This is a genomic window from Raskinella chloraquaticus (SeqCode) (assembly GCF_021731865.1).
GTDB lineage: Bacteria > Pseudomonadota > Alphaproteobacteria > Rhizobiales > UBA4765 > Raskinella > Raskinella chloraquaticus.
On the sequence record NZ_JAKFWN010000016.1, the window covers coordinates 162,239 to 187,801 of the forward strand.

Annotated in this window: 22 protein-coding genes and 1 other RNA gene; 18 read left to right on the top strand and 5 right to left on the bottom strand. The window is 61.6% G+C overall.

The genetic code is table 11. The features are described 5' to 3' along the window. Window positions 1-37: 37 nt before the first annotated feature. A complete protein-coding gene (locus ACINK1_RS06510) occupies window positions 38-625 on the bottom strand; it encodes a hypothetical protein (protein ID WP_376801422.1) in 588 nt (195 codons plus the stop codon). 109 nt (window positions 626-734) lie between these two features. Here ACINK1_RS06510 and ACINK1_RS06515 point away from each other — a divergent pair, with 109 nt between their 5' ends. From ACINK1_RS06515 to ACINK1_RS06525, 3 genes are all read left to right on the top strand, one after another. Further along, entirely contained in the window at window positions 735-1,424 is a 690-nt protein-coding gene (locus ACINK1_RS06515) for an SDR family oxidoreductase (RefSeq protein WP_395760039.1), read from the top strand. 93 nt (window positions 1,425-1,517) lie between these two features. Continuing rightward, window positions 1,518-1,658, top strand: coding sequence for a hypothetical protein (locus ACINK1_RS06520; RefSeq protein ID WP_376801420.1), 141 nt, complete (start codon window positions 1,518-1,520; stop codon window positions 1,656-1,658). A gap of 209 nt (window positions 1,659-1,867) precedes the next feature. Further along, the gene (locus tag ACINK1_RS06525) at window positions 1,868-3,613 is read left to right on the top strand and encodes a methyl-accepting chemotaxis protein (protein ID WP_376801419.1); all 1,746 of its coding nucleotides are present in this window, start codon (window positions 1,868-1,870) and stop codon (window positions 3,611-3,613) included. A gap of 4 nt (window positions 3,614-3,617) precedes the next feature. On the opposite strand, the gene metH is transcribed toward ACINK1_RS06525, so the two are convergent. The 4 genes from metH to ACINK1_RS06545 all read right to left on the bottom strand — a co-directional run bounded on the left by metH (window position 3,618) and on the right by ACINK1_RS06545 (window position 9,814). Then, window positions 3,618-7,358: a methionine synthase gene (metH, locus tag ACINK1_RS06530; RefSeq protein WP_376801418.1), complete on the bottom strand. Its 3,741-nt coding sequence runs from the start codon at window positions 7,356-7,358 to the stop codon at window positions 3,618-3,620. A gap of 33 nt (window positions 7,359-7,391) precedes the next feature. After that, window positions 7,392-8,264: a methylenetetrahydrofolate reductase [NAD(P)H] gene (gene metF, locus ACINK1_RS06535; RefSeq protein WP_376801417.1), complete on the bottom strand. Its 873-nt coding sequence runs from the start codon at window positions 8,262-8,264 to the stop codon at window positions 7,392-7,394. Then, on the bottom strand, window positions 8,261-9,268 hold the full coding sequence (locus ACINK1_RS06540) for an ArsR/SmtB family transcription factor (protein WP_376801416.1): 1,008 nt from the start codon (window positions 9,266-9,268) through the stop codon (window positions 8,261-8,263). The genes metF and ACINK1_RS06540 overlap by 4 nt, the downstream gene beginning before the upstream one ends. Window positions 9,269-9,466: 198 nt before the next feature. Then, the gene (locus ACINK1_RS06545; RefSeq protein WP_376801415.1) at window positions 9,467-9,814 is read right to left on the bottom strand and encodes a DUF2293 domain-containing protein; all 348 of its coding nucleotides are present in this window, start codon (window positions 9,812-9,814) and stop codon (window positions 9,467-9,469) included. Window positions 9,815-9,911: 97 nt separating this feature from the next. On the opposite strand from ACINK1_RS06545, the gene ACINK1_RS06550 reads away from it, so the two are divergent. The 15 genes from ACINK1_RS06550 to murB all read left to right on the top strand — a co-directional run bounded on the left by ACINK1_RS06550 (window position 9,912) and on the right by murB (window position 25,430). Then, complete coding sequence (locus ACINK1_RS06550) at window positions 9,912-10,682, top strand: extensin family protein (RefSeq protein ID WP_376801414.1); 771 nt, start codon at window positions 9,912-9,914, stop codon at window positions 10,680-10,682. Window positions 10,683-10,735: 53 nt separating this feature from the next. Continuing rightward, complete coding sequence (locus ACINK1_RS06555; RefSeq protein WP_376801413.1) at window positions 10,736-11,485, top strand: N-acetylmuramoyl-L-alanine amidase; 750 nt, start codon at window positions 10,736-10,738, stop codon at window positions 11,483-11,485. A gap of 40 nt (window positions 11,486-11,525) precedes the next feature. Further along, an RNA gene (rnpB, locus tag ACINK1_RS06560) (RNase P RNA component class A) lies at window positions 11,526-11,899 on the top strand. Window positions 11,900-11,996: 97 nt separating this feature from the next. Then, complete coding sequence (locus ACINK1_RS06565; protein WP_395760040.1) at window positions 11,997-12,122, top strand: hypothetical protein; 126 nt, start codon at window positions 11,997-11,999, stop codon at window positions 12,120-12,122. Next, the gene (rsmH, locus tag ACINK1_RS06570) at window positions 12,119-13,120 is read left to right on the top strand and encodes a 16S rRNA (cytosine(1402)-N(4))-methyltransferase RsmH (RefSeq protein WP_376801412.1); all 1,002 of its coding nucleotides are present in this window, start codon (window positions 12,119-12,121) and stop codon (window positions 13,118-13,120) included. The genes ACINK1_RS06565 and rsmH overlap by 4 nt, the downstream gene beginning before the upstream one ends. Further along, entirely contained in the window at window positions 13,117-13,542 is a 426-nt protein-coding gene (locus ACINK1_RS06575) for a hypothetical protein (protein ID WP_376801411.1), read from the top strand. Before rsmH ends, ACINK1_RS06575 begins: the two co-directional genes overlap by 4 nt. Window positions 13,543-13,579: 37 nt before the next feature. Continuing rightward, the gene (locus ACINK1_RS06580; RefSeq protein ID WP_376801410.1) at window positions 13,580-15,325 is read left to right on the top strand and encodes a penicillin-binding protein 2; all 1,746 of its coding nucleotides are present in this window, start codon (window positions 13,580-13,582) and stop codon (window positions 15,323-15,325) included. A gap of 32 nt (window positions 15,326-15,357) precedes the next feature. Next, window positions 15,358-16,824, top strand: coding sequence for a UDP-N-acetylmuramoyl-L-alanyl-D-glutamate--2,6-diaminopimelate ligase (locus ACINK1_RS06585; protein WP_376801409.1), 1,467 nt, complete (start codon window positions 15,358-15,360; stop codon window positions 16,822-16,824). After that, the gene (locus ACINK1_RS06590; protein ID WP_376801408.1) at window positions 16,821-18,257 is read left to right on the top strand and encodes a UDP-N-acetylmuramoylalanyl-D-glutamyl-2,6-diaminopimelate--D-alanyl-D-alanine ligase; all 1,437 of its coding nucleotides are present in this window, start codon (window positions 16,821-16,823) and stop codon (window positions 18,255-18,257) included. Before ACINK1_RS06585 ends, ACINK1_RS06590 begins: the two co-directional genes overlap by 4 nt. Before the next feature lie 12 nt (window positions 18,258-18,269). After that, window positions 18,270-19,355 carry a phospho-N-acetylmuramoyl-pentapeptide-transferase gene (gene mraY, locus ACINK1_RS06595; RefSeq protein ID WP_376801407.1) on the top strand — a complete coding sequence of 362 codons (1,086 nt, stop codon included), beginning with the start codon at window positions 18,270-18,272 and terminating at the stop codon, window positions 19,353-19,355. A 5-nt stretch (window positions 19,356-19,360) separates the two neighbouring features. Next, the gene (murD, locus tag ACINK1_RS06600; protein ID WP_376801406.1) at window positions 19,361-20,743 is read left to right on the top strand and encodes a UDP-N-acetylmuramoyl-L-alanine--D-glutamate ligase; all 1,383 of its coding nucleotides are present in this window, start codon (window positions 19,361-19,363) and stop codon (window positions 20,741-20,743) included. Between the two features lie 27 nt (window positions 20,744-20,770). Then, entirely contained in the window at window positions 20,771-21,937 is a 1,167-nt protein-coding gene (locus ACINK1_RS06605) for an FtsW/RodA/SpoVE family cell cycle protein (RefSeq protein ID WP_376801405.1), read from the top strand. Next, window positions 21,934-23,043 (top strand): undecaprenyldiphospho-muramoylpentapeptide beta-N-acetylglucosaminyltransferase, encoded by a 1,110-nt coding sequence (gene murG, locus ACINK1_RS06610; RefSeq protein ID WP_376801404.1) that lies wholly within the window; start codon window positions 21,934-21,936, stop codon window positions 23,041-23,043. The genes ACINK1_RS06605 and murG overlap by 4 nt, the downstream gene beginning before the upstream one ends. A gap of 24 nt (window positions 23,044-23,067) precedes the next feature. Further along, a complete protein-coding gene (gene murC, locus ACINK1_RS06615; RefSeq protein WP_376801403.1) occupies window positions 23,068-24,480 on the top strand; it encodes a UDP-N-acetylmuramate--L-alanine ligase in 1,413 nt (470 codons plus the stop codon). 2 nt (window positions 24,481-24,482) lie between these two features. Beyond that, complete coding sequence (gene murB, locus ACINK1_RS06620) at window positions 24,483-25,430, top strand: UDP-N-acetylmuramate dehydrogenase (RefSeq protein ID WP_376801402.1); 948 nt, start codon at window positions 24,483-24,485, stop codon at window positions 25,428-25,430. The last annotated feature ends 133 nt before the right edge of the window (window positions 25,431-25,563 follow it).

A 25,563-nucleotide genomic window follows, 5' to 3' on the forward strand; every position in this document is an offset into this window, starting at 1 on the left:
AGGTAGGATAAGCGCATGCTCGTCCCGCCGTCAGCCCTTATCCGCGCAAAGCCGGGGCCATGCGCCGCGCCACGTTGAAATATTGTTCAACGTCCTTGCGCGTCACTTTGCCATCACCGGCGCGGTTGATGTAGGTGAAGACATCCATGTAGGCCTCGACAAATTCGGCTTTTGTCACCTGTCCGTCAGCCGGCTTGCCGAAGCTTTCCATGAAGCGGGCGATGAAGCGGTCGATCATCACCTCGCGGTCGCGCCCACCGTGGCCGAAGCGGGGGAAGTCGCCGGCCCCGCGTGCCTTTATGTCCGCTGCCGTGATGACGCCTTTCCTGGTGTGGTCGATGCGATCAAAACGGTTCTCGATCATGCTTTTGAATTCGGCAGTCTCGATCACCCCGTCATAATTGCGGTCGAGGCGGTCAAAAATGCCGTCGATGAGGCGCTGGGGGTTCATGAGGGCGCCGCCATGCCGCCCGCCGAAGTCCGGCCCCGTATCGCCAGCGCCTTGCGCCGCGCCGTGTGGTGGACCGCCATGGCCACGGTTTTGTGCCACCGCCATGCCGGCCAGGGTAGCCATCGTCAGAAAAACTGCTCCACCAAGAGCAACCAGCATATGTGACCTTGCCATCATCATCTCCTGTTTCGGCCAGTTGCAGTAAGTGCGCTGCAGCCGTACAGGGAGTAAACGTGCCAGCCTGCTGCATCCGACGCGGGTGGCCGTTGAGGAGCGCACATTCATGAGTTGCTGGATGATCACGGGCGCCGGTCGCGGCATCGGTCTTGGCATCGCCAAGAAGATTCTCGGGCGAGGTGATGACGTCATCGCGCTTGTGCGTGATCCTTTGAAATGCGACGCGTTGCGGGCGATCGAGGGCGCACGTACACGCCTCAAGCTGCTGGCGGCCGATGTCGCGGACGCGGCTTCACTTAGTGCTGCCCGCGCTGCGCTCAGTCAGGAGCGGATCGATGTTCTGGTCAATAATGCCGGTATCTATCGTGATCGTGGGCGTGGCATTCTGACGGCTGACCTGGATGCCTTTGCCGAAACCATGATGGTCAATACGGTCGCGCCGCTGCGTGTTTTGCAGAATTTCGCACCGCTGATGGGCAAAGGCGGGCAAGTTTCCAAGGTGGCGACGATTTCATCGGCCATGGGGTCGTTTCAACGGGGTGATGGACAATTCTCCTACCGCGCGTCCAAAGCCGGTATCAACAAAGCCATCCAATCGGTAGCAGCCGAGCTGCTGCAGGAGAACATCATCGCGTTTGTCATGCACCCGGGCTGGGTGCGCACCGACATGGGCGGGGCAGGCGCTGATATCAGTGTGGAACAATCCGCAACCGGGATCATTCGGACGATCGACAGCGCCGGGTGCGAGGCTGCCGGAACGTTCCTCAATTATGATGGAACAACGATCCCGTGGTGAGGCCGGATTAAAGTTCATCGCCAATGGCAGGGGCGGGTATCGATTGTCCACAGGTTAACGGAATATGAACAAGACCTTCACATAAGCGTCGCGATGAGCTATAGTGCACTGGCTGAAGGGGACGAATATCAAACGCAGGGAGAGCAATCCATGACAGCATTGAGCCGTATCAATGTGCTGGTGGTGTGTGCCGCTTTCGTGTTCGTCGGCGCCATCGTGATCGGTGCTTTCTGAATTTCACTGATCGTCGTCAGAAATTTTAATTGGCAGGCAAAGGAGGTCGGTTATCCGGCCTTTTTTGTTTAATTTTGTAGAAATCAGACGGTAAAACAATATGTAAGCTGATGTCCGCTCATCGAAATACATGAGCGTAATCAGCCACATTTACCAACAATTAGGCGTGATCGGCGACAAGAATTGTCCGATCACCAAGGTTGTTGCGCATGTTCAAACGTTTCCTGTCGAAAAGGCAACTGGCAGAGTCACCGCTGCGTCCAGACCCCGCCCCGTCGCCGATCCTGCCGGGAAATGTGCACGAAACGGACATCCTGGGCGAAGTTGTCGAGCTTCTCGAAAGTGATCTCAGGAGGGCTGCCGGCCGGATGGATGCGGCTGGGTCCGACATGCGCGCGCGCATCGGCGACAGCGCCAGCGTGATCGAGGGGATTGGTCGCGATACGCAGGCGCTTGCCGCAACAACGGTCGATGCGCTGGAGCGTACGCAGAAACTACGTCTGGCATTCACCGATCTCACGCAATCGAGCCAGCAGATCGAACATCAGGCGGGTCTGTCTGCGGCGCTCGCTGAAAGTGCGCAGTCGATCGCCGGCGAGGCAGCGGTATCGGTCGATGAATTGTCGAAGGCCATCGAGCAAATCGAGCGTGTGGTCTCGGTGATTTCGGACATCGCCGGGCAAACCAATTTGCTGGCGCTCAACGCCACCATCGAGGCGGCGCGGGCGGGGGCTGCCGGCAAGGGGTTTGCGGTGGTGGCCTCTGAAGTGAAGGCGCTTTCGGTTGAAACACGGACCGCAACCGGTGAAATTGCCGCGACGATTGCCCGCCTCAAGGCAACGGCCTCAACCAACATCAACGCTGTCAATCGCATCATCAAGAGCATCGACGAGATCAAGCCGTCCTTTGCGCTTGTGAAATCTGCCGTTGATCAGCAGATCGAAGCGGCATCCGATATGGGGCGCAGCGTGGATGATACGGCGCACTTTGCGGAAGGTGTGGCCGCGCGCGCGCAGGAGATGACGAGAGCGAGCGGTCAGGCGGCGGCGGCGACGGCGGCGGTGAACCAGACGTCGGCTGCGATGGATCATTCGGTCAAGGACGTGATGCAGCGCCTGATGATGGTGCTGCGCCAGACGCCGCAATGCGACCGGCGCGTTCATGACCGCCTGCCGGTGAGCCTGAAGGGTTTGATGCGGTCTGGCGGCGCGGAGCAGCCGATCGAGACGATCGATCTGTCACGCGGCGGATGCCTGATCGCCGGCGGAACGATCACAGCCGGTGTTGGCAGTCGCGTTGATATGCAGCTTGAGCGTCTGGGGCTGGTGCAGGGTGAAATTGTCGCAAAAAGCCCACTGGGCCTGCATGTTCGCTTTATCGCCGACAAGGACAAACCGCTGGAGGCCGTTCAATCTGTTCTGACCACGCTTGAGCAGGAATACAGCGTCTATGTGGAGCGGGCCAAAAAAGGCGCTGCCGACATCAGCGCCGTGATGACCAAGGCGGTTCGGGATGGCGTGCTGTCGCTTGCCACGCTGTTTGACACCGATTATCGGCCGATCGCCGGCACCAATCCGCAGCAATATAAAAACCGCGCAGTTGACGTTCTTGACGACATTCTGCCGCCCGTGCAGGAGCCTCTTTTGGCGCTTGACCCCAGCATGGTGTTTTGTGCTGCGGTTGATCTCAATGCCTACCTGCCGGTTCACAACACGAAATATTCCCACCCCCAGCGCGGTGATGACGTGGTGTGGAATACGGCCAATTGCCGCAATCGCCGCCTGTTTGATGATCGTGCCGGTCTGATGGCAGCGCGCAACACGCGACCCTCGCTGATCCAGGTCTACCGGCGCGATCTGGGAGGCGGGCAGTTCGTGATGATGAAAGAAGTTGATTCCCCCATCACCGTCGAAGGGCGTCATTGGGGCGGCTTTCGCACCAGCTACAAATTGTGATCACCTATTCGGCGGCGGCCGTCGCCCGGTAATCTGCCGGATCGTAGGCAAGCAGGGGTGCCAGCCAGCGCTCGGCAACGTCGACAGTCCAGCCCTTGCGTCGGGCGTAATCCTCGACCTGGTCGCGCTCGATCTTGCCCACGCCGAAATAGGCGCTGTCGGGGTGCGAGATATATAGGCCGGATACTGCGGCGCCAGGCCACATGGCGAAGCTCTCGGTGAGGCGCACGCCAATCTCTTTCTCGGCGTCCAGCAGGCGAAACAACGTGTCCTTCTCGGTGTGATCGGGCTGCGCCGGGTAACCGGGAGCCGGGCGGATGCCCTGATATTTTTCACCGATGAGGTCGACCGGATTCAATGATTCCTGCGGCGCGTACGCCCAGAATTCCTGGCGCACACGCTCATGCAAGCGCTCAGCGAACGCTTCCGCCAGGCGGTCGGCCAGCGCTTTTGACAAGATGGCGTTGTAATCGTCATTTGCGCCTTCGAAGCGCTGGGCGATGTCATCCTCGCCGATACCGGTCGTCACCACAAAGCCGCCGATATAGTCAGGTTTGCCGCTGTCGACAGGAGCAAAGTAATCGGCAATCGAGAAATTGGGCCGCTCGGAGCGGCGCGACATCTGCTGGCGCAAGCCATGGAAGGTTGCGATCGTCTGGCGGCGTGTCTCATCGGCATAAACGACGACATCGTCACCGACGCGATTGGCGGGCCAGAAGCCGATGGTGGCGGCAGCCTCAAGCCAGTTGTCATCCACCATCCGCTTCAGCATCGCCTGCGCATCGTCGAAAAGTGCGCGAGCCGCCTCGCCCTGCGCCGGATCATGGAGGATCGCTGGATAAGCGCCCTTCAGTTCCCAGGCCATGAAGAAGGGCGTCCAGTCGATATAGGGCACAAGCTCGGCCAGCGGATAGCGCACGAAGGTTTTCGTTCCAAGAAGCGCGGGGCGGGGCGGGGTATAGCCCTGCCAGTCGAGCCTGGGGGCGTTGGCGCGCGCGTCGGCGATCTTCATCCGCTCCTTGTCGCGCTGGCCGCGCGCATGGATGGTCTGGATCTGGGCGTATTCGCGCCGCACATCGTCGATATAGGCGATCTTGTTGTCGTCCGATAGAAGCGAGGAGACAACGCCAACCGCGCGGCTGGCATCGGTCACATACACTGTCTGGCCGCTTGCGTAATTCGGGTGGATCTTTACCGCAGTGTGGACACGCGAGGTGGTGGCGCCGCCAATCAGCAGCGGGATATCAAAGCCGCGCCGCTCCATCTCGGCGGCAACATGGCACATCTCGTCCAGCGAGGGCGTGATGAGGCCGGACAGGCCGATGATATCGACCTGCTCTTTTTCAGCGGCTTCCAGAATGCGGTCGGCTGAAACCATGACGCCAAGATCGATGACCTTGTAATTATTGCACTGGAGAACGACGCCGACGATGTTCTTGCCGATATCGTGCACATCGCCCTTGACGGTGGCCATGAGAATGGTGCCGGCAGCCTTGCGCTCGGCCAGGCCCTGCTCCAGCCGTTCCTTCTCCATGAAAGGTTGCAGATAGGCGACGGCCTGTTTCATCACGCGGGCTGATTTCACCACCTGCGGCAGGAACATTTTTCCCGCGCCGAAGAGATCGCCGACGACGTTCATGCCGTTCATCAACGGTCCTTCGATGACGTCGAGCGGGCGGGGAAGAGCGGCGCGTGCCTCTTCCACGTCGGCCTCGATGAAATCATTGATGCCAGCGACCAATGCATGACTGATACGATCCGAGATCGGCAGGGTGCGCCAGGTGAGGTCGCGCCGGTCCTGACGCTCGCCACCCTCGCCCTTGAAGGTGGGCGCGGCATCAAGCAGACGCTCGGTGGCGTCAGCGCGGCGGTTGAGCACCACATCCTCGCACAGCTCGCGCAATTCTACCGGCAGATTTTCATAAATCGCCAACTGGCCAGCATTGACGATGCCCATATCCATGCCGGCCTGGATGGCATGATAGAGGAAGACCGAATGCATCGCCTCGCGCACCGGCTCATTGCCACGGAAGGCAAAGGACAGGTTCGACACGCCGCCCGAGATATGAACACCCGGCAGGTTTTGGCGCAGATGGCGCGTTGCATCGAGGAAGTCGACACCGTAATTCGCATGCTCGTCGATGCCGGTCGCGACCGCGAAGATATTGGGATCGAAGATGATGTCCTCGGCCGGGAAGCCTACCTGCTCGGTCAGGATCTTGTAGGCACGGGTACAGATCTCGATCTTGCGGGCGGCCGTGTCGGCCTGTCCCTGCTCGTCGAAGGCCATGACGACGACGGCGGCCCCATATCCACGCACCTTGCGGGCGGCAGCAATAAAGGCGTCTTCGCCCTCTTTCATCGAGATCGAGTTGACGATTGCCTTGCCCTGCACGCATTTGAGGCCAGCCTCGATGACCGACCATTTGGATGAGTCGATCATGAACGGAACCTTGGCGATGTCGGGTTCAGCAGCGCACAGATTGAGGAAGGTCACCATCGCCTTCTCGCTGTCGAGCAGGCCTTCATCCATGTTGATGTCGATGATGGTGGCGCCGGCATCGATCTGCTGGCGCGCCACCTCAAGGGCAGCGGCGTAATCGCCGTCCTTCACCAGCTTGCGGAAGCGTGCCGAGCCGGTGACGTTGGTGCGCTCGCCGACATTCACGAAAGGAATCTCTGGCGTCAATGTGAACGGCTCAAGGCCTGACAGCCGCAGCCGCGGCGCAATGTCGGGTATGGTGCGCGGGCGATGGTTTTTAACCGCTGCCGCGATGGCGCCGATATGGTCGGGCGTGGTGCCGCAGCAACCCCCGACAATATTGACCAGTCCTGCGCCGGCGAACTCGCCGACCAGTTCGGCGGTTGCTTCGGGGCTTTCATCATATTCGCCGAACTCATTGGGCAGGCCGGCGTTGGGGTAAGCGCATACCAGCGTATCAGCGACGCGCGAGATATCGGCCAGGTGCTGGCGCATCTCCCTGGCGCCAAGGGCGCAATTGAGGCCAACCGACAACGGCTCGGCATGGCGCACAGCGTGCCAGAACGCTTCCGTCGTCTGGCCGGACAGTGTGCGCCCCGACAAGTCCGTTATGGTGCCTGAAATCATCACCGGCAAGTCCGTACCGCGCTCGGCATTGGCGTCAGCGCAGGCGGCAATCGCTGCCTTGGCGTTCAGCGTGTCGAAGATGGTTTCAATCAGCAAGGTATCGGCGCCGCCATCGATGAGGCCGAGGGCTGCTTCGTGGTAGGCTGCACGCAGATCATCGAAGGTGACCGCCCGGTAGCCCGGATCGTTGACGTCGGGCGAGATCGAGGCGGTGCGATTGGTGGGCCCCAGAGCGCCGGCGACAAAGCGCGGGCGGCCATCCTCCCTCGCCACCTCATCTGCCGCCGCGCGCGCCAGTTTTGCACCCTCATGGTTCAGCTCATAGGCCAGCGCCTCCATGCCGTAATCGGCCTGGGCGATGGTGGTTGAGGAGAAGGTGTTCGTCTCGACGATGTCAGCGCCGGCGCGCAGATATTCCACGTGAATATGGCGGATGGCCTGAGGGCGGGTGATGTTGAGGAGATCGTTATTGCCCTTGAGATCACGGTTCCAGCCAGCGAAACGCCCGCCGCGAAAATCCTCTTCGCTCAGGCGCAGGCGCTGGATCATCGTGCCCATCGCGCCATCGAGAACCAGAATACGGTCGCGGGCGGCAGCGCGCAGTGTGTCGGCGGGGGCGGGAGTGGATTTAGGCATCATTCACTCGATCTAAGGGAAGAGAAAATCAGGTCAGGCGGCCTTCTGCAGATGCTGCGGGCGCAGCCCCAGCAGATGGCAGATGGCGTAGACAAGGTTGGCGCGGTTCATGGTGTAGAAATGGAACTCACTGACGCCCCGGGCGCGCAGATCCTCCACCTGTTCAGCACATACAGCCGCAGCAACGAGAGCCCGCGTCTGCTGGTCGCCATCAAGCCCCTCGAAGCGGCGCGCCAGCTTTTCAGGAACGCTTGAGCCGCAGCGCTTGGCAAAATTGGCAACCTGCGCAAAATTCTGTACCGGCAGAATGCCCGGAACGATCGGGATGTCGATGCCGGCCTTGCGCACCCGCTCGACATATTGAAAATACAAATCGTTTTCAAAGAAGAACTGGGTGATGGCGCGGGTGGCGCCGGCGTCGCGCTTGGCCTTCAGGAGCGCAATCTCGGTGTCCCAGTCGGGGCTGTCGGGATGGCGTTCAGGGTAGGCTGACACCGATACCTCGAAGCCGCCGCGTCGGGTGATTGCCTCGACCAGATCATGAGTATAGGCGTAACCACCGGGATGCGGCTCATATGTGGCGCCGGGGCCGGCAAGCGCATCGCCGCGCAAGGCAACGATGTGGCGCACGCCAGCGCTCCAGTATTCCTCGACAATGGCATCGATGTCGGCGCGGGTGGCGGCAACGCAGGTGAGATGGGCTGCCGGCTGCAGGGCGGTCTCGGCGACAAGACGGGCGACGGTCGCGTGCGTCCGCTCGCGCGTCGTGCCGCCTGCGCCATAGGTAACGGAGACAAAACGCGGCGCCAGCGGCGCCAGGCGCTCAACCGATTCCCACAATGTCCGCTCCATGTCGTCATTCCTGGGCGGAAAAAATTCGAAAGAAACAGACAGGGGCGTGCTCATGCAGCTACTCCTAATTTACGGCCATTACGGGCGATTTTTTTTTCAGTGCGCGCCAACCACAAAGTGACAATCAGTTCGCCCGCTCCATCGCCACGCGTGGGCAATTCAAGGGTCTCAAGCGCGTGGATGCCGATTTCCGCCAGCCATTGCGCCATCTGTTCGGTTGAAAAACCGAGGCGCCGATGAGCGTGGTCCGCCCGCAGGAATTCCAGCTCATGGGGCGCAAAATCGACGATCAGGAGGCGCCCGCCTGGCGCCAGTACGCGGGCGGCCTCGGCAATGGCACGTCCGGGCTCTTCGAGATAATGCAGCACCTGATGAATGGTGACGACGTCAAACGTGTCGCGATCAAAGGGGAGCGCATAGACATCGCCCGGCCGCAATTGCACATGGAGATGGCCCGCCTGCTCCAGGTTGGCTCGGGCCACCGCCAGCATGTCGAACGACAGATCAACGCCCACCGCATGCTGCGTTTGCGGCGCCAGCAATTCCAGCAACCTGCCGGTGCCGGTGCCGATATCAAGATGCGAGCCGATCTTGTCAGGGCCCAGCGTCGTGCGGATCGCTGTCTCGACCTCGCCATCGGCAATGTGCAATTGGCGGATGCGATCCCAGTCAGCAGCGACCGAGCGGAAATAATTGTGGGCTGCATGATCACGGGCGGCGCGGACATCAGCCAGGCGCGCACGATCGCGCTCGACCTGGGCATCATCGGGTGACAGCAGGGCCAGGATCGATGATCCAAGCCTGGCTGTACGTCCCTGACGGGCCAGTGCATAGAACACATAAGTGCCTTCGCGGTAGCGCTCCACGAGTTCAGCTTCGTGCAGTAATTTGAGATGGCGCGAGATACGCGGCTGGCTCTGGCCAAGGATTTCGGTGAGGTCGCTCACCGTCAGATCGCCCGCCCCCAGAAGCGCCAGAATACGCAAGCGGGTCTCTTCCCCGGCAGCACGCAGGCCAGCGAGAAGGACGTCGGAAGCGACAGTGGTCAGGTTGGTCATGGCTCGACTTTCAAAGTATAAGAATATCTTTATATCTTTTTTTGGCCTCTCGCAAGATCAATCCACCTGATCGTGTTGAGCGGCACTGAATGCGTGATTTTTCATTATTTCGCGGCGATCCGCCGGAGAGTTGAGTGAATCAGGGCCGGATGCGGATTCTCACCGCGCAGGATCAGCGTGATTGGCTGCTTTGACCGATCATAACGGGCGTGGCGTGACCGGTTCGCTCATGTCGGTTGCCTCGTCATCGTGCTCTTCCAGCCGCCGCTGGCAGCCCCAGCCGGTGAGGACCTCATCGATGGCTTCGCGCACGAAAAACCGGGCAGCATCTCGCTCATAGCCATCAGCCAGCAGGGCATCGTATTCGCTGTGGACGTGGCGGATATAGGCGATGATCGAGAGCCAGGCGGCAATCTGCGGTGGCAGAGTTTTCATCCGCGCACTGGTTGCTGCCTCAAGGATCGGTCCAAAATCGGCCAGCGGCGCGCGCGGGATGAGGAGACGCATCGCCTTCAGGATAGCGTCCTGGCGTTTGGTGCCGCGCATTGCGTGCTCCTTTTGCTGACATAGCAACTTGATGTGAGAGCAAGCGTCAACTGATTCTTAACCGGGCCGACGGCAATTTAGCGGCATGAAACGGTATGTGTCCCGAGTTGCCGTTCTGCTGCTTCTGGTCGTCGCGTCGTGTGGACGCTCGCCGCTGGAGCAGCGTGCGCAATGGCGTGGCAAGGCAGAGGAAGCCTGTCTGCGGGCTGGGCTGGTGCGCCCGTCCGCTCACATCCGCGCTTTGCCGCCGATCAATCCAGGCGGTTTGTGCGGGGCGGATCATCCTTTTTCAGTCGAGGAGTTCGCGCGCGCCTCCGCCCGCCTCGACAAGGCTGTGCCATTGAACTGCCAGATGATCGCTGCGACCGATTACTGGCTCGAAAACGTTGTCCAGCCGGCAGCACTCGCCAGTTTCGGGCAGAGGGTGCGGGAAGTTAAAACCTACGGCACCTATTCCTGCCGTCGCATTCTCAACCGCTCGCACGGGGCGCTGTCGGAACATGCCTTCGTCAACGCGATCGATGTCGCAGGCTTCGTCCTCGAGGACGGACGCAAGGTGATGGTCGGCAAACCCGATCAGGCTGTTCCCTCGCCCTGGCGCCTGCCGGACCAGAAAGCGCTCGGCGTCAGTCTTGACGGGGGCGGGCTTGACCTGTTGCAGATCGGGCCGGGCATCGACGGAGCGCCGCCCTTCGACATCAATTTTGGTGGTGATGCCAAACCGTTCTGGCGCTCGGTGCGCGATGGTGCCTGCAACACGTTCTCGACCGTCCTGGGGCCGGGCACGCAGGATGGTCAGCACGAAGATCATCTGCATCTTGACCTGGCGCGCCATGGCCGCAATGGCACACGCCGCGTCTGCCGCTGATCGACGCGGGTAACCACCTTCCTCTAAGATGTCTCATGCCCCTAAGATGGCCCATGGCAAAGACGCAGGCGACCAACTCTGTGCTGATCGAGGACCGCCCGAGCCCCAATTTCAATCAGCGCCGGGCGCCGGTTGATATTCTGCTTCTCCATTATACCGGTATGGCAGACTGCGAGGCGGCGATTGAGCGGCTCTGCGATCCGGCAAGCGAGGTATCCAGTCACTATGTTGTGAACGAGAGCGGCAAGGTTCTGCGTCTGGTGGGCGAGGATGAGCGTGCCTGGCATGCCGGGCAGGGGCAATGGCAGGGGCGGGGCGATATCAATTCGCGCTCGATTGGCATCGAGATCTGTAATGGTGGTCATGAGTTCGGCCTGCCTGCTTTCCCGGCCAAACAGATCGCAGCCGTGATCGCATTATGTGGGGGCATTCTCGAGCGATGGGCGATTGCGCCGCACAATGTGCTTGCCCATTCCGATACGGCGCCTCGTCGCAAGAGCGATCCGGGGGAGCGCTTTCCATGGGAACGATTGGCAGCGGCCGGTATCGGTCATTGGGTCAGGCCGTCGCGGTCAAGAACAGGACCGACGCTCGTGCCGGGCGCGCGCGGCCCCGATGTCGGGGAGTTGCAAACCCGCCTTGCCGATTATGGCTATGAGCTGGCTGTCACGGGCGTTTACGACGAGGCGACAGAAAAGGTCGTCACAGCGTTCCAGCGTCACTTTCTGCCAAAAAACTGCTCCGGAATGACTGATTCGGCAACAAGACGGACGCTGGAGCGTCTGCTGGCGGCGCGGTCCTGAGCAATTGACACCGAGCAGCGCGGCGCCCATGTGTCGCCTGCCAGTTGGCCGGACGGTCGCGGCGCGTCAGCGTCGAGGAAAGTCCGGGCTCCAGACAGACACGGTGCCGGATAACGTCCGGCGGGGGCGACCCCAGGGAAAGTGCCACAGAAAGCAAACCGCCCCGGCACGCCGGGGTAAGGGTGAAAGGGTGCGGCAAGAGCGCACCGCGACGCCGGTAACGGCGTCGGCACGGCAAACCCCACCGGGAGCAAAACCGAATAGGGATGGCACGGCGAAAGCCAGCGGTGTCTTGCCCGCCGCCATCCGGGTTGGTTGCTTGAGGCGCCCAGCAATGGGCGTCCCAGAGGAATGGCCGTCACGCGGGGGTAACACCGCGCGCTACAGAACCCGGCTTACAGGCTGACTGGCGTCGGCAACGACCCCTGATCGCCACAGCGATCAGGGGTCTCCAGCGCCCCGCCGCTAACAGTTTCTTAAAGCTAAGAAGGGATGAATGACGGTGTAGCGCGTGAAGCGCTCGCCAGGATGGCGTTATGAAGTGGTGGGTAAAGCTTGCGTGTCATCAATGACGCAGACGACCGGCTATCAGGAGGTGGCGGTCTGGCTGGGGTGTGTCGAGGACGCGCCGCGATGATGGCTGCGGCACACGTTCCCGTGATGCTGTCGCAGGTCATGGCCGCGCTTGCCGTTGTGCCGGGCAATGTCATCGTCGATGGGACGTTCGGGGCGGGTGGCTATACGCAGGCCCTGCTCGCAGCCGGTGCGACCGTCATCGCCTTTGACCGTGATCCTGCGGCGATTGCAGCCGGGCAGCGCCGGTTTACCGGCCAAGATCGCCTCACGCTTATCCAATCCCCCTTCGGTGCGCTGGCTGAGTGCCTTGCCGAGCGCCAGCTTGTGCCAGTTGATGGTGTCGTTTTCGATCTCGGCGTCTCCTCCATGCAGCTTGACGACGGGGCGCGCGGCTTTTCCTTCCGTCATGATGGTCCGCTCGACATGCGTATGAGCGGCGAGGGGCCGAGCGCGGCTGATCTGGTGAATGGTTGCGATGAAGCGGTGCTGGCCGATATCCTCTACCGTTTCGGTGAGGAAAAGCGTTCGCGGGCAGTTGCGCGGATGATCGTCGCGCGCCGGCAGATCTCGCCTTTTGAGCGGACGCTCGATCTTGCCGAGGCGATTGCGCGCGTGGTCGCGATCCCGGGGCAAGAGCGCATTCATCCGGCGACGCGCAGTTTTCAGGCCTTGCGGATTGCGGTCAACGGCGAACTCGATCAGCTCGCGGCGGGATTATCAGGGGCTGAAGCCGTGCTGAAGCCGCATGGACGGCTGGCGGTTGTGACGTTCCATTCGCTGGAGGACCGTATCGTCAAACGCTTCCTCAACGAGCGGGCGCAGGCGGCTAATCCGTCGCGCCACCTTCCCGATGTCGCGGCAAAAGTACCAAGCTTCATCTTGACGCGACCGGGTCTCGAAACGCCGCATCCGGCGGAGACAATGGAAAATCCGAGGGCGCGCTCGGCCAAATTACGCTCGGCCATCCGCAGCGATCATCGCGCCTGGCCCCTGGAGCGCGCAGCGCTTGGGCTATGGACGCCGGAGTTCGGTGCGGGACGAGGAAGGAGGCAAAGTTGATCCGTTTCATCGCCATCTTTGCCATCGCTTGCCTTGTGGGTCTTGCGGCTTTTGTTTACCGCGTCAAATACGACTCGATCGCGCTCAATCGTGAAGCCCAGCGGCTGGAGAAGGACATCGCGATCGAGCGCGATGCCATCGCCGCGCTTCGTGCGCAATTCAGTGCGCTGTCGAAGCCCTCGCGCCTGCAGGGGCTGGCCGAGCGCCATCTCAAGCACCTGAAGCCATTCTCGGTATCGCAGCTCACGACAACAAGCGAAATTCCCGACCGCCTGCCCGATCTTGGTGCCTTTATCGACAAGCTGCCGCTCAACGCTGGCCTGCCGGTTGCAGATACCGAGCTTGGTTCGCCCACCGGGTCGGAGCGCAAGCCTTTCCGCCCGCCTGTCCCTGCCAAAAGACCCCTGAAACCTGCCCAGTAGTTTCCGCCCTGTTTACTGCCAGCGTTAAGTGATCATCATGAATAGCGTGTCAGATAGTGGTGCAGGCGTTATCTCGCCCCGTATCAAGCAGTTGGCTCTCCAGGGGGCGCGCAAGAAGCGCCTAGACAAGGGGCGCATCCGCCTCGTTGTGGTCATGACCGTGTTTTTTGCGGTTTTCACCAGCATCACAGGCCGCCTCGTTTATATGGCGGTCACCGGTAAGCCACGCGCCATCGTCGCGCGCAGCGCGGACGATCTGCCAGCGATGTCGCGCCCCGATGTGGTTGACCGCAACGGCGTCATTCTGGCCACAGATGTCAGGAAGCCTTCGCTTTTTGCCCAGCCAAACCGGATTATTGACGCCAATGAGGCAGCCGACCTGTTGGCGGACGCACTGCCTGATATCAGCACTTCGGAATTGCGCAGCAAGCTGGCGAGCGGCAAAGGGTTTATCTGGCTGAAACGCGGGATCAACGAGGCTGAGCAGCAGCGCGTTCACAGACTTGGAATTCCAGGTATCGGCTTTCGCGAAGAAAACCGGCGCGTCTACCCATCCGGACGCACGTTGTCTCATGTCATCGGCCATGTCGGTATCGAAAATATCGGCGCGGCCGGCCTGGAGAAATGGATCGATGCCGACCGCGGGCTGATTGCGCTTCGCGAGGCGGGACTTTCGGGCGAGCGTGATCGCGACAATTCAGCCGTTGAATTGTCCATCGACCTGCGAGCGCAGCACGCGCTGCGCGATGAACTGGCCGAGGCAATGAAGCTTTACGCGGCCGTCGGCGCGTCTGGCGTCATCCTTGATGTCACGACGGGTGAGATTGTCGCGCTGGCGTCCTTGCCCGATTACGACCCTAACGACCCCAAGGATTCAATCGACCTCAATGCACTCAACCGCATCACCACCGGCACCTATGAGCTTGGATCCATCTTCAAAGCCTTCACCGTTGCGATGGCGCTTGAATCAGGGCGCTTCACGATGGCAAGCCAGCTTGATGCCCGGGCGCCGCTCCAATTCGGATCACAGAGAATCGGTGATTTTCACGGCAAGGGGCGGGTGCTGACCCTGCCGGAAGTGTTTATCTATTCCTCCAATATCGGCTCGGCGAAAATGGCGCTGGCCCTGGGTGTCGATCATCATCGCGAATTTATGCAGAAGCTTGGATTTGCCGATCGTTTGCGTACTGAATTGCCGGAAAGCGCCAAGCCGCAATTTCGCCGGCGCCAGTGGAAGCCGGTTGAATCGGCCACCATCGCTTTCGGTCACGGCATCGCCGTGGCACCGCTTCAGGCGGCAGCCGCCACGGCTGCCCTGATGAATGGCGGCTATCTCGTGCGGCCGACCTTCCGCAAACGGAGTGCCGAGGAGGCAAGAGCGCTCGCTCCCCGCGTCCTCTCGCAGGCAACATCGGACGCCATGCGCCAACTCTTCCGGCTCAATGTCGAAAAAGGATCCGGCAAGCGGGCCGAGGTCGAGGGCTTTCTGGTCGGCGGCAAGACTGGTACGGCCGACAAGCCTGGTCCGCACGGTTATCAGAAGAACAAGCGCCTGAACTCGTTTCTTGCGGCGTTTCCCACCGACAAGCCGCGCTATGTGGTGCTCGTGACGCTCGATGAGCCGCAACGCACCCCCGGGGCCGGCGAGGCGACGGCTGGTCTCAACGCGGCGCCGACGGTTGGCAAGGTGATTTCTCGTGTAGCCCCTCTGCTGCAGGTGGCGCCGCGTATCGAGCGCCTGGCTGGCTCCCAGCCAGCCCTGGCGCTTCCGGCGGTGCGTTGACGCCGGCGCCGGTTTAGGCGACCTCTTGTGGCATGCGACTCAGCACGCTCATTGCCGGTTTGGCGACGTCCCGCAGCGGTGGCGGCGGCGATCCGGACATATCAGGTCTGACGGCAGACAGCCGATCGGTCAGTCACGGCTCACTGTTTGCCGCCCTGCCGGGTGGGCGCCATGACGGCGCAGCCTTTGCGCAGGAAGCGGTTTCGCGCGGCGCGGCTGCAATCCTGATCAGCGAACAGGGTCTGTCGGCCCTGGCGCCCCAGTCCGTGCCCGTTCTTGTCAGTCGACAGCCACGTCTGACGTTGTCGCAACTCGCAGCACGGCTCTATCCGCGCCAGCCAGCGATCATCGTTGCGATCACCGGTACCAGCGGCAAGACATCGGTTGCTTCTTTTGCGCGACAGATTTTCTCCACGCTTGGTTACCGCTCGGCGAGCCTCGGTACGCTGGGCGTGGTAGTCGGCGAGGAAGAACGCTATGGCTCGCTGACGACACCCGACCCGGTCGCCCTGCATCGCCAGCTCGATGAACTCGCCGGCGACAACGTCACCCATCTGGCGCTTGAAGCCTCGTCACATGGGCTTGATCAGTTTCGCCTTGACGGCGTCAGGCTCGCTGCCGGTGCCTTTACCAATCTGAGCCATGACCACCTCGACTATCATCGCACGTCAGAGGCTTATCTGGCCGCGAAATTGCGCCTCGTCAGCGAGGTGATGCCGGTCGCGGCGACGCTGGTTATCGATTGCAGCAGCGCGGCAGGAGTGGCCTTTGAAGCGGCCGCAGAGCGGCGCGGCATACGGGTTTTGAGCCTTGGTGCAACGGGGCGTGATATATGCGTCACCTCACGCGACAGACTGGCGCAAGGCCAGAGGCTGGCGATTACCGGACGCTATGGCGCGGCAGAGATATTACTACCTCTGGTTGGCGATTTTCAGGCGGCCAATGCGCTTGTGGCGGCTGGTCTGGCGATAGCGGTTGGCGAAGCGCCGGTGCGGGTATTTGCAGCCCTCGCTGCGCTGAAGGGCGTGAAAGGGCGGATCGAGCATGTGGGCAGTGTCAACGGCGCGGCGGTCTACGTTGACTACGCGCACAAGCCCGATGCGCTCGAGAATGTGCTCGATGCGTTGCGTCCTTACGCCGCCGGGCGGCTTGTGGTTGTCTTCGGCTGCGGCGGGGATCGTGATAGCGCCAAGCGAGCGGTCATGGGCGAGATCGCGGCGCGCAAGGCTGATATGGTGATCATCACCGATGATAATCCGCGCAGCGAAGATCCGGCGCTGATCCGCGCGGCGATTCTCAAGACCTGCCCGGGGGCGCTTGAAATTGGGCCGCGCGGCGAGGCGATCAGCCATGCGGTCGATTGTCTGCGCGCGGGGGATATTCTGGTGATTGCCGGCAAGGGGCACGAGACCGGTCAGATCGTCGGAGACCGCGTGTTGCCGTTTTCCGATCATGAGGCCGCGCGTGCGGCGATTTCCGTGCGCGGGGGGCAGGTATGAGCCGATTGTGGACAATGGACGAGATCGCGGCGGCGACCGGCGGGCGCCTGGCTGGTGGTCCGTTCGCGTCAGTCGGCGGCTTTTCCATTGATACCCGCAGCCTCAAACCAGGAGATGTTTTTGTGGCGCTGACGGGCGAGCGCAATGACGGGCATGCCTATGTCGAGGCAGCGCTTTCTGCGGGCGCGGTGGCAGCGATCATCGCTGAAGACAAGCTCCCGGGCCTGGCGATGGCGGGGCGCTACCTCATCGTTGATGAGCCGCTGGCAGCACTCTATCGGCTGGCGGCAGCGTCCCGTGCCCGTTCAGCGGCACGGATCGCCGCGGTCACCGGCTCGGTCGGCAAGACCGGGACCAAGGAGGCGCTGCGCTCGGTGCTGGCGCCGTCGGGGCCGACCCATGCGGCACTTGCTTCCTTCAACAATCACATCGGCGTACCGTTGACGCTGTCATCGATGCCGGCGACCAGCACCTATGGCGTTTTCGAGATTGGTATGAACCATGCCGGCGAGATCACGCCGCTGACGCAGCTGGTCCGCCCGCATGTCGCCATCGTCACGACGGTGGAGGCGGCGCATCTTGAGTATTTTTCCAGTGTGGAGGAGATCGCCGAGGCGAAGGCCGAAATCTTCGCAGGGCTGGAGCCAGGCGGTGCAGCGCTCATCAATCGCGACAATGCGTTTCATGATGTGCTGGCGCAGCGGGCGTCCGCGCGAGGCGCGCGTGTTATCCTGTTCGGCGAGCATCCTGCTGCCGATGTTCGCCTTGTGGACGTTCGGGACGGGGCGGATGGCTCGCTTGTCACGGCGTCTGTTCTGGGAACGCAGATGACCTACAGGATCGGCATGCCGGGGCGCCATGTAGTGCAGAATTCCCTTGCCGTGCTCGGCGCGGTTTCGGTGCTGGGCGGTGATCTCGCCTTGGCAGGGGTTGCTTATGCCAGGCTACGGGCGCCAAGGGGGCGCGGTGAGTGTCTGACTTTTGCCCTGCCGCAAGGCGGCAGCTTCATGCTGATTGACGAAAGTTACAACGCCAACCCGGCGTCCATGGCGGCGGCTTTCGCTGTGCTTGGTGCATCGCGACCGGGGGCCGGGGGACGGCGGATCGCGATTCTGGGGGATATGCTGGAGCTCGGGGCGGCGGCAAAAGACTTGCATGAAGCCTTGGCCTCCCCGTTACTGGCAGCGCAGGTTGACCTTGTGTTCACCGCCGGCCCGCTGATGGAGGCGCTCCATCACCACCTGCCATCCGCCAACCGTGGTGGGCACGCGTCCAGCGCCGCAGACATCGAGGCGGCGGTCATCGCATTGCCACGCGCGGGCGACGTCATCATGGTCAAGGGCTCGAACGGATCGCGTGTCGCGGCCATTGTCGCGGCGTTCAAGACGCGCTACGCCCTCGCCGGGCAGGATAATGGCGCCGATAAGGCCTAAGGATATTTTCGAATGCTGACACTTCTGAGTGCCTATGGCGATCAATTCCAGCCTTTCAACCTGTTTCGCTACATTACGTTCCGGACCGTGGGGGCGACGGTCTCCTCTCTCGCTTTTGTATTTCTGTTCGGGCCGGCAATCATCCAGCTCCTGCGCCTCAAACAGGGCAAGGAGGGGCAACCGATCCGCAGCGATGGTCCAGCCAGCCATCTTGCAAAGCGCGGTACGCCGACGATGGGCGGATTGATGATCCTTTCCGGCGTCCTCGTCTCGACGTTTGCCTGGGCCAATCTCACCAATCGTTTTGTGTGGATCGTCATTTTCGTCGGCGTCGGTTTTGGGGCGATCGGGTTTTACGATGATTATCTCAAAGTCACGAAACGCAACGCCAAGGGTTTCGGCGGCAAGCCGCGACTGGCGCTTGAATTTCTCGTGGCGCTGATTGCCTGCCTCGTCCTCATCTGGACGGGGACGGCGGGCGTTGCCACCGCGCTTGCTTTCCCCTTTTTCAAAGAGCTGCTGATCGATCTTGGCTTGTTCTCGGCCCTGTTTGGCGCCTTCGTGATTGTTGGTGCCGGGAATGCGGTCAATCTTACCGACGGGCTCGACGGATTGGCCATCGTACCCGTCATTATCGCCGCCGGCAGCTTTGGCTTTATCGCCTACCTCTCCGGGAATTTCGTCTTTGCCGACTATCTGCAGGTTCACTGGACGCCAGGCACTGGCGAACTGGCGGTGGTCTGCGGGGCACTGATCGGCGCCGGGCTGGGCTTCCTGTGGTATAATGCGCCCCCCGCGCAGATATTCATGGGAGATACCGGCTCGCTGGCTCTGGGCGGCATGCTCGGCGTCATCTCGGTCGCGACCAAGCACGAGATCGTGCTGGGCATTATCGGCGGGCTGTTCGTGCTGGAAGCCGTGTCGGTGATCGTCCAGGTCATTTCCTTCAAGCTCACGGGAAAGCGTGTCTTCAAGATGGCGCCGATCCATCATCATTTCGAGCAGCTCGGCTGGTCCGAATCGCAGGTCGTCATGCGCTTCTGGATCATTTCCGTCATGCTGGCGCTGGCCGGCCTGTCGACGTTGAAACTGAGGTAGAGAGTTTGATCGCGCTCACCACCCGTCGCGGGCAAAGGCTGGCGATTGTCGGTCTCGGCGCCTCGGGCATGGCGGCAGCGCGGGCGCTTGATGCTGGCGGCGCGGATATTATCGGCTACGACGACAGCCCGGCGCGCATGGCCGAGGCGCAGGCCGCAGGACTTGCAACCGGCGATCTCAAAAATCTGTCATGGGCCGACCTTTCGGCGCTGGTGCTGGCACCAGGCATTCCACTCACCCATCCCAAACCGCATTGGAGCGTTGAGCGCGCGCGCGCGGCCGGCATCCCGGTCATCGGCGATCTCGATCTCTTCTTTGGCGAGCGGCAGGCGCATGTGCCGCCGGCGCCGGTCATTGCCATTACGGGCACGAATGGCAAGTCAACGACAACGGCACTTATCGGCCATGTCATCGGGCAGGCGGGCCGGCAGGTCGCGATCGGCGGCAATATCGGTACGCCGGTGCTGGCGCTTGAGCCTCTGACACCGGCCTGTCATTACGTGATCGAGTGCTCATCCTACCAGATCGACCTTACACCCGCGCTTTCGCCGCGGGTTGGCATTCACCTCAATCTGACGCCCGATCACATCGACCGCCACGGCAGCTTCGAGGGCTATGAGGCGGTGAAAGAGCGGCTGATCGCTGCGGTTGAACCCGAGGGGACGGCGATTGTCGGGGTTGACGACAATGCCTCCGCAGCCATTGCCGACAGGGCTGAGCAGCGCGGGCAGATTGTCGTTCGTCTGTCGATGAAACGACCGCTGGCCGACGGAATTTACCTCGACGGCACCCGGTTGATGCGGGCTCACGGCGGGGCGGGAACGGTTCTCGTCGATCTTGCCGGTATCGACACGTTACGCGGCGTGCATAATGCCCAGAACGCGGCGGCGGCGTTTGCAGCGGCGGCAAGCCTTGGCATCGACGACAAAAAAATCGTCGCAGCGCTCATGAGCTTTCCCGGCCTCGCGCACCGCATGCAGATTGTTGGCCGTCGCGGGAAAGTTATTTTTGTCAACGATTCCAAAGCAACGAATGCCGATGCGGCACGCCAGGCGCTGGCCAGCTATGATCATATCCACTGGATTGCGGGCGGGGTTGCGAAAGCGGGTGGCATCGCCGATTTAAAGACTCTGTTTGCCAAAATACGTCATGCTTATCTCATCGGCGATGCAGCTCCCTCATTTGCAGCAACGCTTGCCGGGCATGTGGCGACCAGCCTTTGCGGAACGCTTGAGGAAGCGTTGCGCCAGGCGGCAGCGGCAGCCCAGCAGGATGATGCGAGCGAACCGGTGGTGCTGCTGTCGCCTGCCTGCGCCTCCTTCGACCAGTTTGCCAATTTCGAGGTACGGGGGGAGGCGTTTACGGCACTGGTCGCAGCGCTGCCCTAAGGCGTGCGCCTGCTAGGGAGAGGCGGCATGGTATCGCGGGCAGAGAAGTCGGCGTTCAGCGAGTGGTGGTGGACGGTTGATCGTCTTCTGTTGCTGGCCTTTCTGGTGCTGATCGGCGGTGGGGTGGTGATGTCGTTTGCCGCCAGCCCCGGGGCTGCGGCACGAGAAGGATTGCCGGTCTATCACTTCATCGAGCGTCATCTCTTCTACGTCATACCGGCGGTGATCGTGCTCATCGCCACGTCTCTCCTGTCACCGCGCGATGCGCGCCGCGTTTGCCTCCTGCTGCTGGTCATTTCTGTGCTGGCGCTGTTCCTGACGCAGTTCATCGGCGTCGAGAACAAGGGGTCGCGGCGCTGGCTGCGGTTTGCCGGTTTCTCCATCCAGCCTTCGGAATTCGTCAAGCCGCCTTTCATTGTCGTCTGCGCCTGGCTGCTTGGTGAAGGGTTGAAGCGGCCTGACATGCCGGGAAATCTCTTCGCTTTCGGCCTCCTTGCCGTTGTGGTGACGCTGCTGGTGCGCCAGCCCGATGTTGGCCAGACGATGCTGGTCGTCGCGGTGTGGAGCCTGATGTTTTTCATAGCCTCCATGCCCTGGTTGTGGATGGTCCTGCTTGGTTCGGCCGGAGCCGGAGGACTGGTTGCGGCCTATCTGTTTATCGGTCATGTGCAAAAGCGCGTGAACAGTTTCTGGTTCGATGGCGAAAGCGGGTTACAGGTCATCAAGGCCAAGGAAAGCATCATTCGCGGCGGCTGGTTTGGTGTCGGACCGGGCGAAGGAACGATCAAACGATCCATCCCCGACAGCCATACCGATTTCATCTTTGCCGTAATAGGAGAAGAATACGGCATCATCGTCTGTCTTCTGCTGGTTGTGTTTATCGCCGCCATTGTCATGCGCGGATTCTGGCATGCCTTCCGCCAGAACGACCCGTTTCCACGTCTGGCGGTTGCCGGTCTCACCGCGCTTTATGGTGTGCAGTCGATGATCAATATTGCGGTCAATCTCAACATGATGCCGACCAAGGGCATGACGCTGCCCTTCATCTCCTTTGGCGGATCATCATTGATCGCAGTGGCGTTTTCGAGCGGGATATTGCTGGCGCTGAGCCGACAGCGGGCATCCGCGCTCAATTTTCATACGCAACGCCCGACGATGACTGCCGCCATGCCGGCGCCCGCGGGCGCTCAATGAGCGAGACGCCGCGGACGGTTCTGCTTGCCGCCGGCGGGACGGGTGGTCACCTCTTCCCGGCCGAGGCTCTGGCCGGGACGTTATCGCAGCGCGGCTGGCTGGTTGATCTGGCAACCGACGAGCGCGGTGATCGCTACGGCTTCCGCTTTCCAGCGCGCACCATCCACATCGTGCCCTCCGCGACGTTGCGTGCGCGCAACCCGCTGGCGGTTGCAGCGACGTTCCTGACACTGGCACGCGGCATCCTCAAAGCCCTTCTCGTGCTCAGGCGTATCAGACCGGCGGTGGTGGTCGGCTTTGGCGGATATCCAAGCTTTCCACCGCTCTTTGCAGCCTCGCTGCTTGGCATACCCGCCGTCCTGCATGAGCAGAATGCGGTGATGGGGCGGGCCAATCGTCGTCTGGCAGAGCGCGTGCAGGCGGTAGGCCTGTCATGGTCCAAGACGGTCTATGCCGATGGGGCGATTGCCGCAAAGGCGCGCCATGTTGGTGTGCCGGTGCGTGCGCTTGTCACGGAGGCGGCAAAGCATGCCTACCCCTCGCTCAACGACCCCTTCCGCCTGCTGGTCTTTGGCGGCAGCCAGGGTGCGCGTATCTTTGCTGACCTGATGCCGGCAGCGCTTGCTGCGCTGTCAGTGCAGACACGCCGGCGCCTGTCCTTGACCCAGCAGGCGCGCGAAGAAGACATCCCCCGTCTTCGTGCCGCTTTCGATGCAATCGGTGTCACCGTCGAGCTTGCTTCCTTTTTTCAGAATTTGCCGCAGCGCATCGGCGAAAGCCATCTCGTGATCGCACGATCGGGAGCCTCGACGGTTGCGGAGCTTGCGGTCATCGGCAGGCCGTCGATTCTGGTGCCGTTGCCGCATGCCATCGACAATGACCAGTTGCGCAATGCGCAGGCGTTGGCAGGTGTCGGCGGCGCAATTGTTCTCGAACAGGGTGGTTTGACGCCCGAACGCCTGGCGGAACATATTGAAAATGCCGTCAACGAGCCTAATCGCCTCAGCAAGATGGCGGAGGCGGCAAAAAGTATCGGAATTGCGGATGCCGTCGAGCGGCTTGCCGCGCTGGTGCAGGATATAGCGCAACCGGCGCGTATCGGCTAAGCGTCGTCAATGATGGATACCAACATGAAATTTCCGCGCGATATCGGGCCCATTCATTTTGTCGGTATCGGCGGCATCGGCATGTCCGGCATCGCCGAGGTGCTGGCCAATCTCGGCTACCGGGTGCAGGGTTCGGATGCCGCCGAGGGCTATACGATCAAGCGCTTGCGGGCGTTAGGCGTTGAGGTGCATATCGGTCATTCGCGCGATCATCTGAAAGAGGCGCAGGTGGTGGTGGTGTCGACCGCCATCAAGCGCGACAATCCCGAGCTTGCAGCCGCGCGCGAGCGCCGCATTCCAGTGGTGCGCCGCGCCGAGATGCTGGCTGAGCTGATGCGGCTCAAATCCTGCATTGCGATTGCCGGCACCCATGGCAAGACGACGACGACATCGATGGTCTCGACGCTGCTGGATGGCGGTGGCTTTGACCCGACGATTGTCAATGGCGGCATCATCAATGCGCTGGGGACCAATGCGCGCCTGGGTGCCGGGCGGTGGATGGTGGTGGAGGCGGATGAATCGGATGGCTCCTTCCTGAAATTGCCGGCCGATGTCGCCATCGTCACCAATATCGATCCCGAGCATCTTGATTATTACCGCGATTTCGATGCCATCAAGGCAGCTTTCCGCCAGTTCGTCGAGACCGTGCCGTTCTACGGCTTCTCGGTGATGTGCACCGATCATCCGGTGGTCCATGACATGGTCGGCCATATCGAGGATCGCCGCGTCATCACTTACGGCGAAAACCCGCAGGCCGATGTCAGGCTCGTTGATGTCGATCTCAGCGGCGGGCAGGTGAAGTTCGCGGTGCTCATCCGTAATCCGGCAGGCGGTATGGCGGAGCGGATCGACGGCCTCGTTTTGCCGATGCCGGGGCGCCATAACGCGCTCAACGCCACGGCGGCGATCGCCACCGCGCGCGAGCTTGGCATCGATCCGCCCACCATCCGCAAAGCGCTTGCGGGCTTTGGTGGCGTCAAGCGGCGCTTCACCAAAACGGGTGACTGGAACGGCGTTTCGATCTTCGACGATTACGGCCATCATCCAGTCGAGATTGCAGCTGTGCTGAAGGCTGCGCGTGAATCGACCAAAGGCCAGGTCATCGCCATCGTGCAGCCGCATCGCTTTACGCGGCTATCGGCGCTTTTCAATGATTTCTGTACGTGCTTCAACGATGCCGACAGCGTGATCGTGGCGGATGTCTATGCTGCCGGCGAGTTGCCGATCGAGGGCGCCAGCCGTGACGCGCTGGTGGCCGGCATCAAGGCGCGCGGACACCGCTCGGTGATGGCGCTCGAGGGGCCGCCACAGCTTGCCTCATTGGTGGGCGGAATTGCCAAGGAGGGTGATTACGTCATCTGTCTTGGTGCCGGATCAATCACCCAATGGGCCTATGCGCTGCCAGGTGAACTGGGCAAGCTTGGCGGCGCTGTCTGACGATGGGCGCCTTTGGTGACAGGCTGGCTCTGGAGCTAAGCTCAGCCATGCCCGGCCTGCGCGGCCGGCTGGTTGCCAACGCGGCGATGTCGGATCTCACCTGGTTTCGCGTCGGTGGACCGGCGGAAGTGCTGTTCAGCCCGGTGGATGAGGATGATCTGGCGCTTTTTCTGAGCCGCTGCTCCCTGGACGTGCCGCTCACCATCGTCGGCGTCGGTTCCAATCTGCTGGTGCGCGATGGCGGTATCGCCGGCGTGGTCATCCGGCTGGGCGGCAAGGCGTTTGGCTCGATCGATATTGCCCCTGACGGTGCCCTGTCGGCAGGCGCGGCAGCGCTCGACATGCGGGTGGCGAAAATGGCGGCCGAGGCCGGGCGTGGTGGCCTGGCCTTTTTTGCCGGTATTCCCGGCTCGGTCGGCGGCGCCCTTTCCATGAACGCAGGGGCGCATGGCGTTGAAACCGGCCAAGTCTTGATGAGGGCGCGGGGGCTTACCCGTTCCGGCGAGCTGCACGACCTGACGAGCCTTGAGATGAATTTCAGCTACCGCCGATCAGAGCCTGCAATTGACCTCATTTACACGTCGGCGGTGTTTGCCACGACCGCATCCACCATCGCCGGCGAGCGGGCAGCGATCAGCGAGATCGAGGCCGTGCGCGCCAGTACCCAGCCGGTCAAGACCCGCACCGGCGGCTCGACCTTCAAGAACCCGCCGGGATATTCCGCGTGGAAGCTGATCGATGAAGCGGGCTTGCGCGGCTTTCGTTCAGGTGGCGCACATATGTCGCAGCTGCACACCAATTTTGTCATTAACGATGAAGGCGCGACCGCCTTCGATATCGAGAGCCTGGGCGAGACGGTGCGGGCGCGCGTGTTTGCCCAGAGCGGTATAAAATTAGAATGGGAGATCAAGCGGATAGGGGAGTTCAGGGACGGTCAATCCTTAAAATAGTTAGATTTTTTTTAACCTATCAAGAAGTACCAATTTTTACGGAATCTGCATGTCTTTGTCCTAGCATTCGAGGATGTTGATCCGAATGTGCTAGGGAAAAAATGCGTAACGCGCTCAAACTATTTGTTTTTCT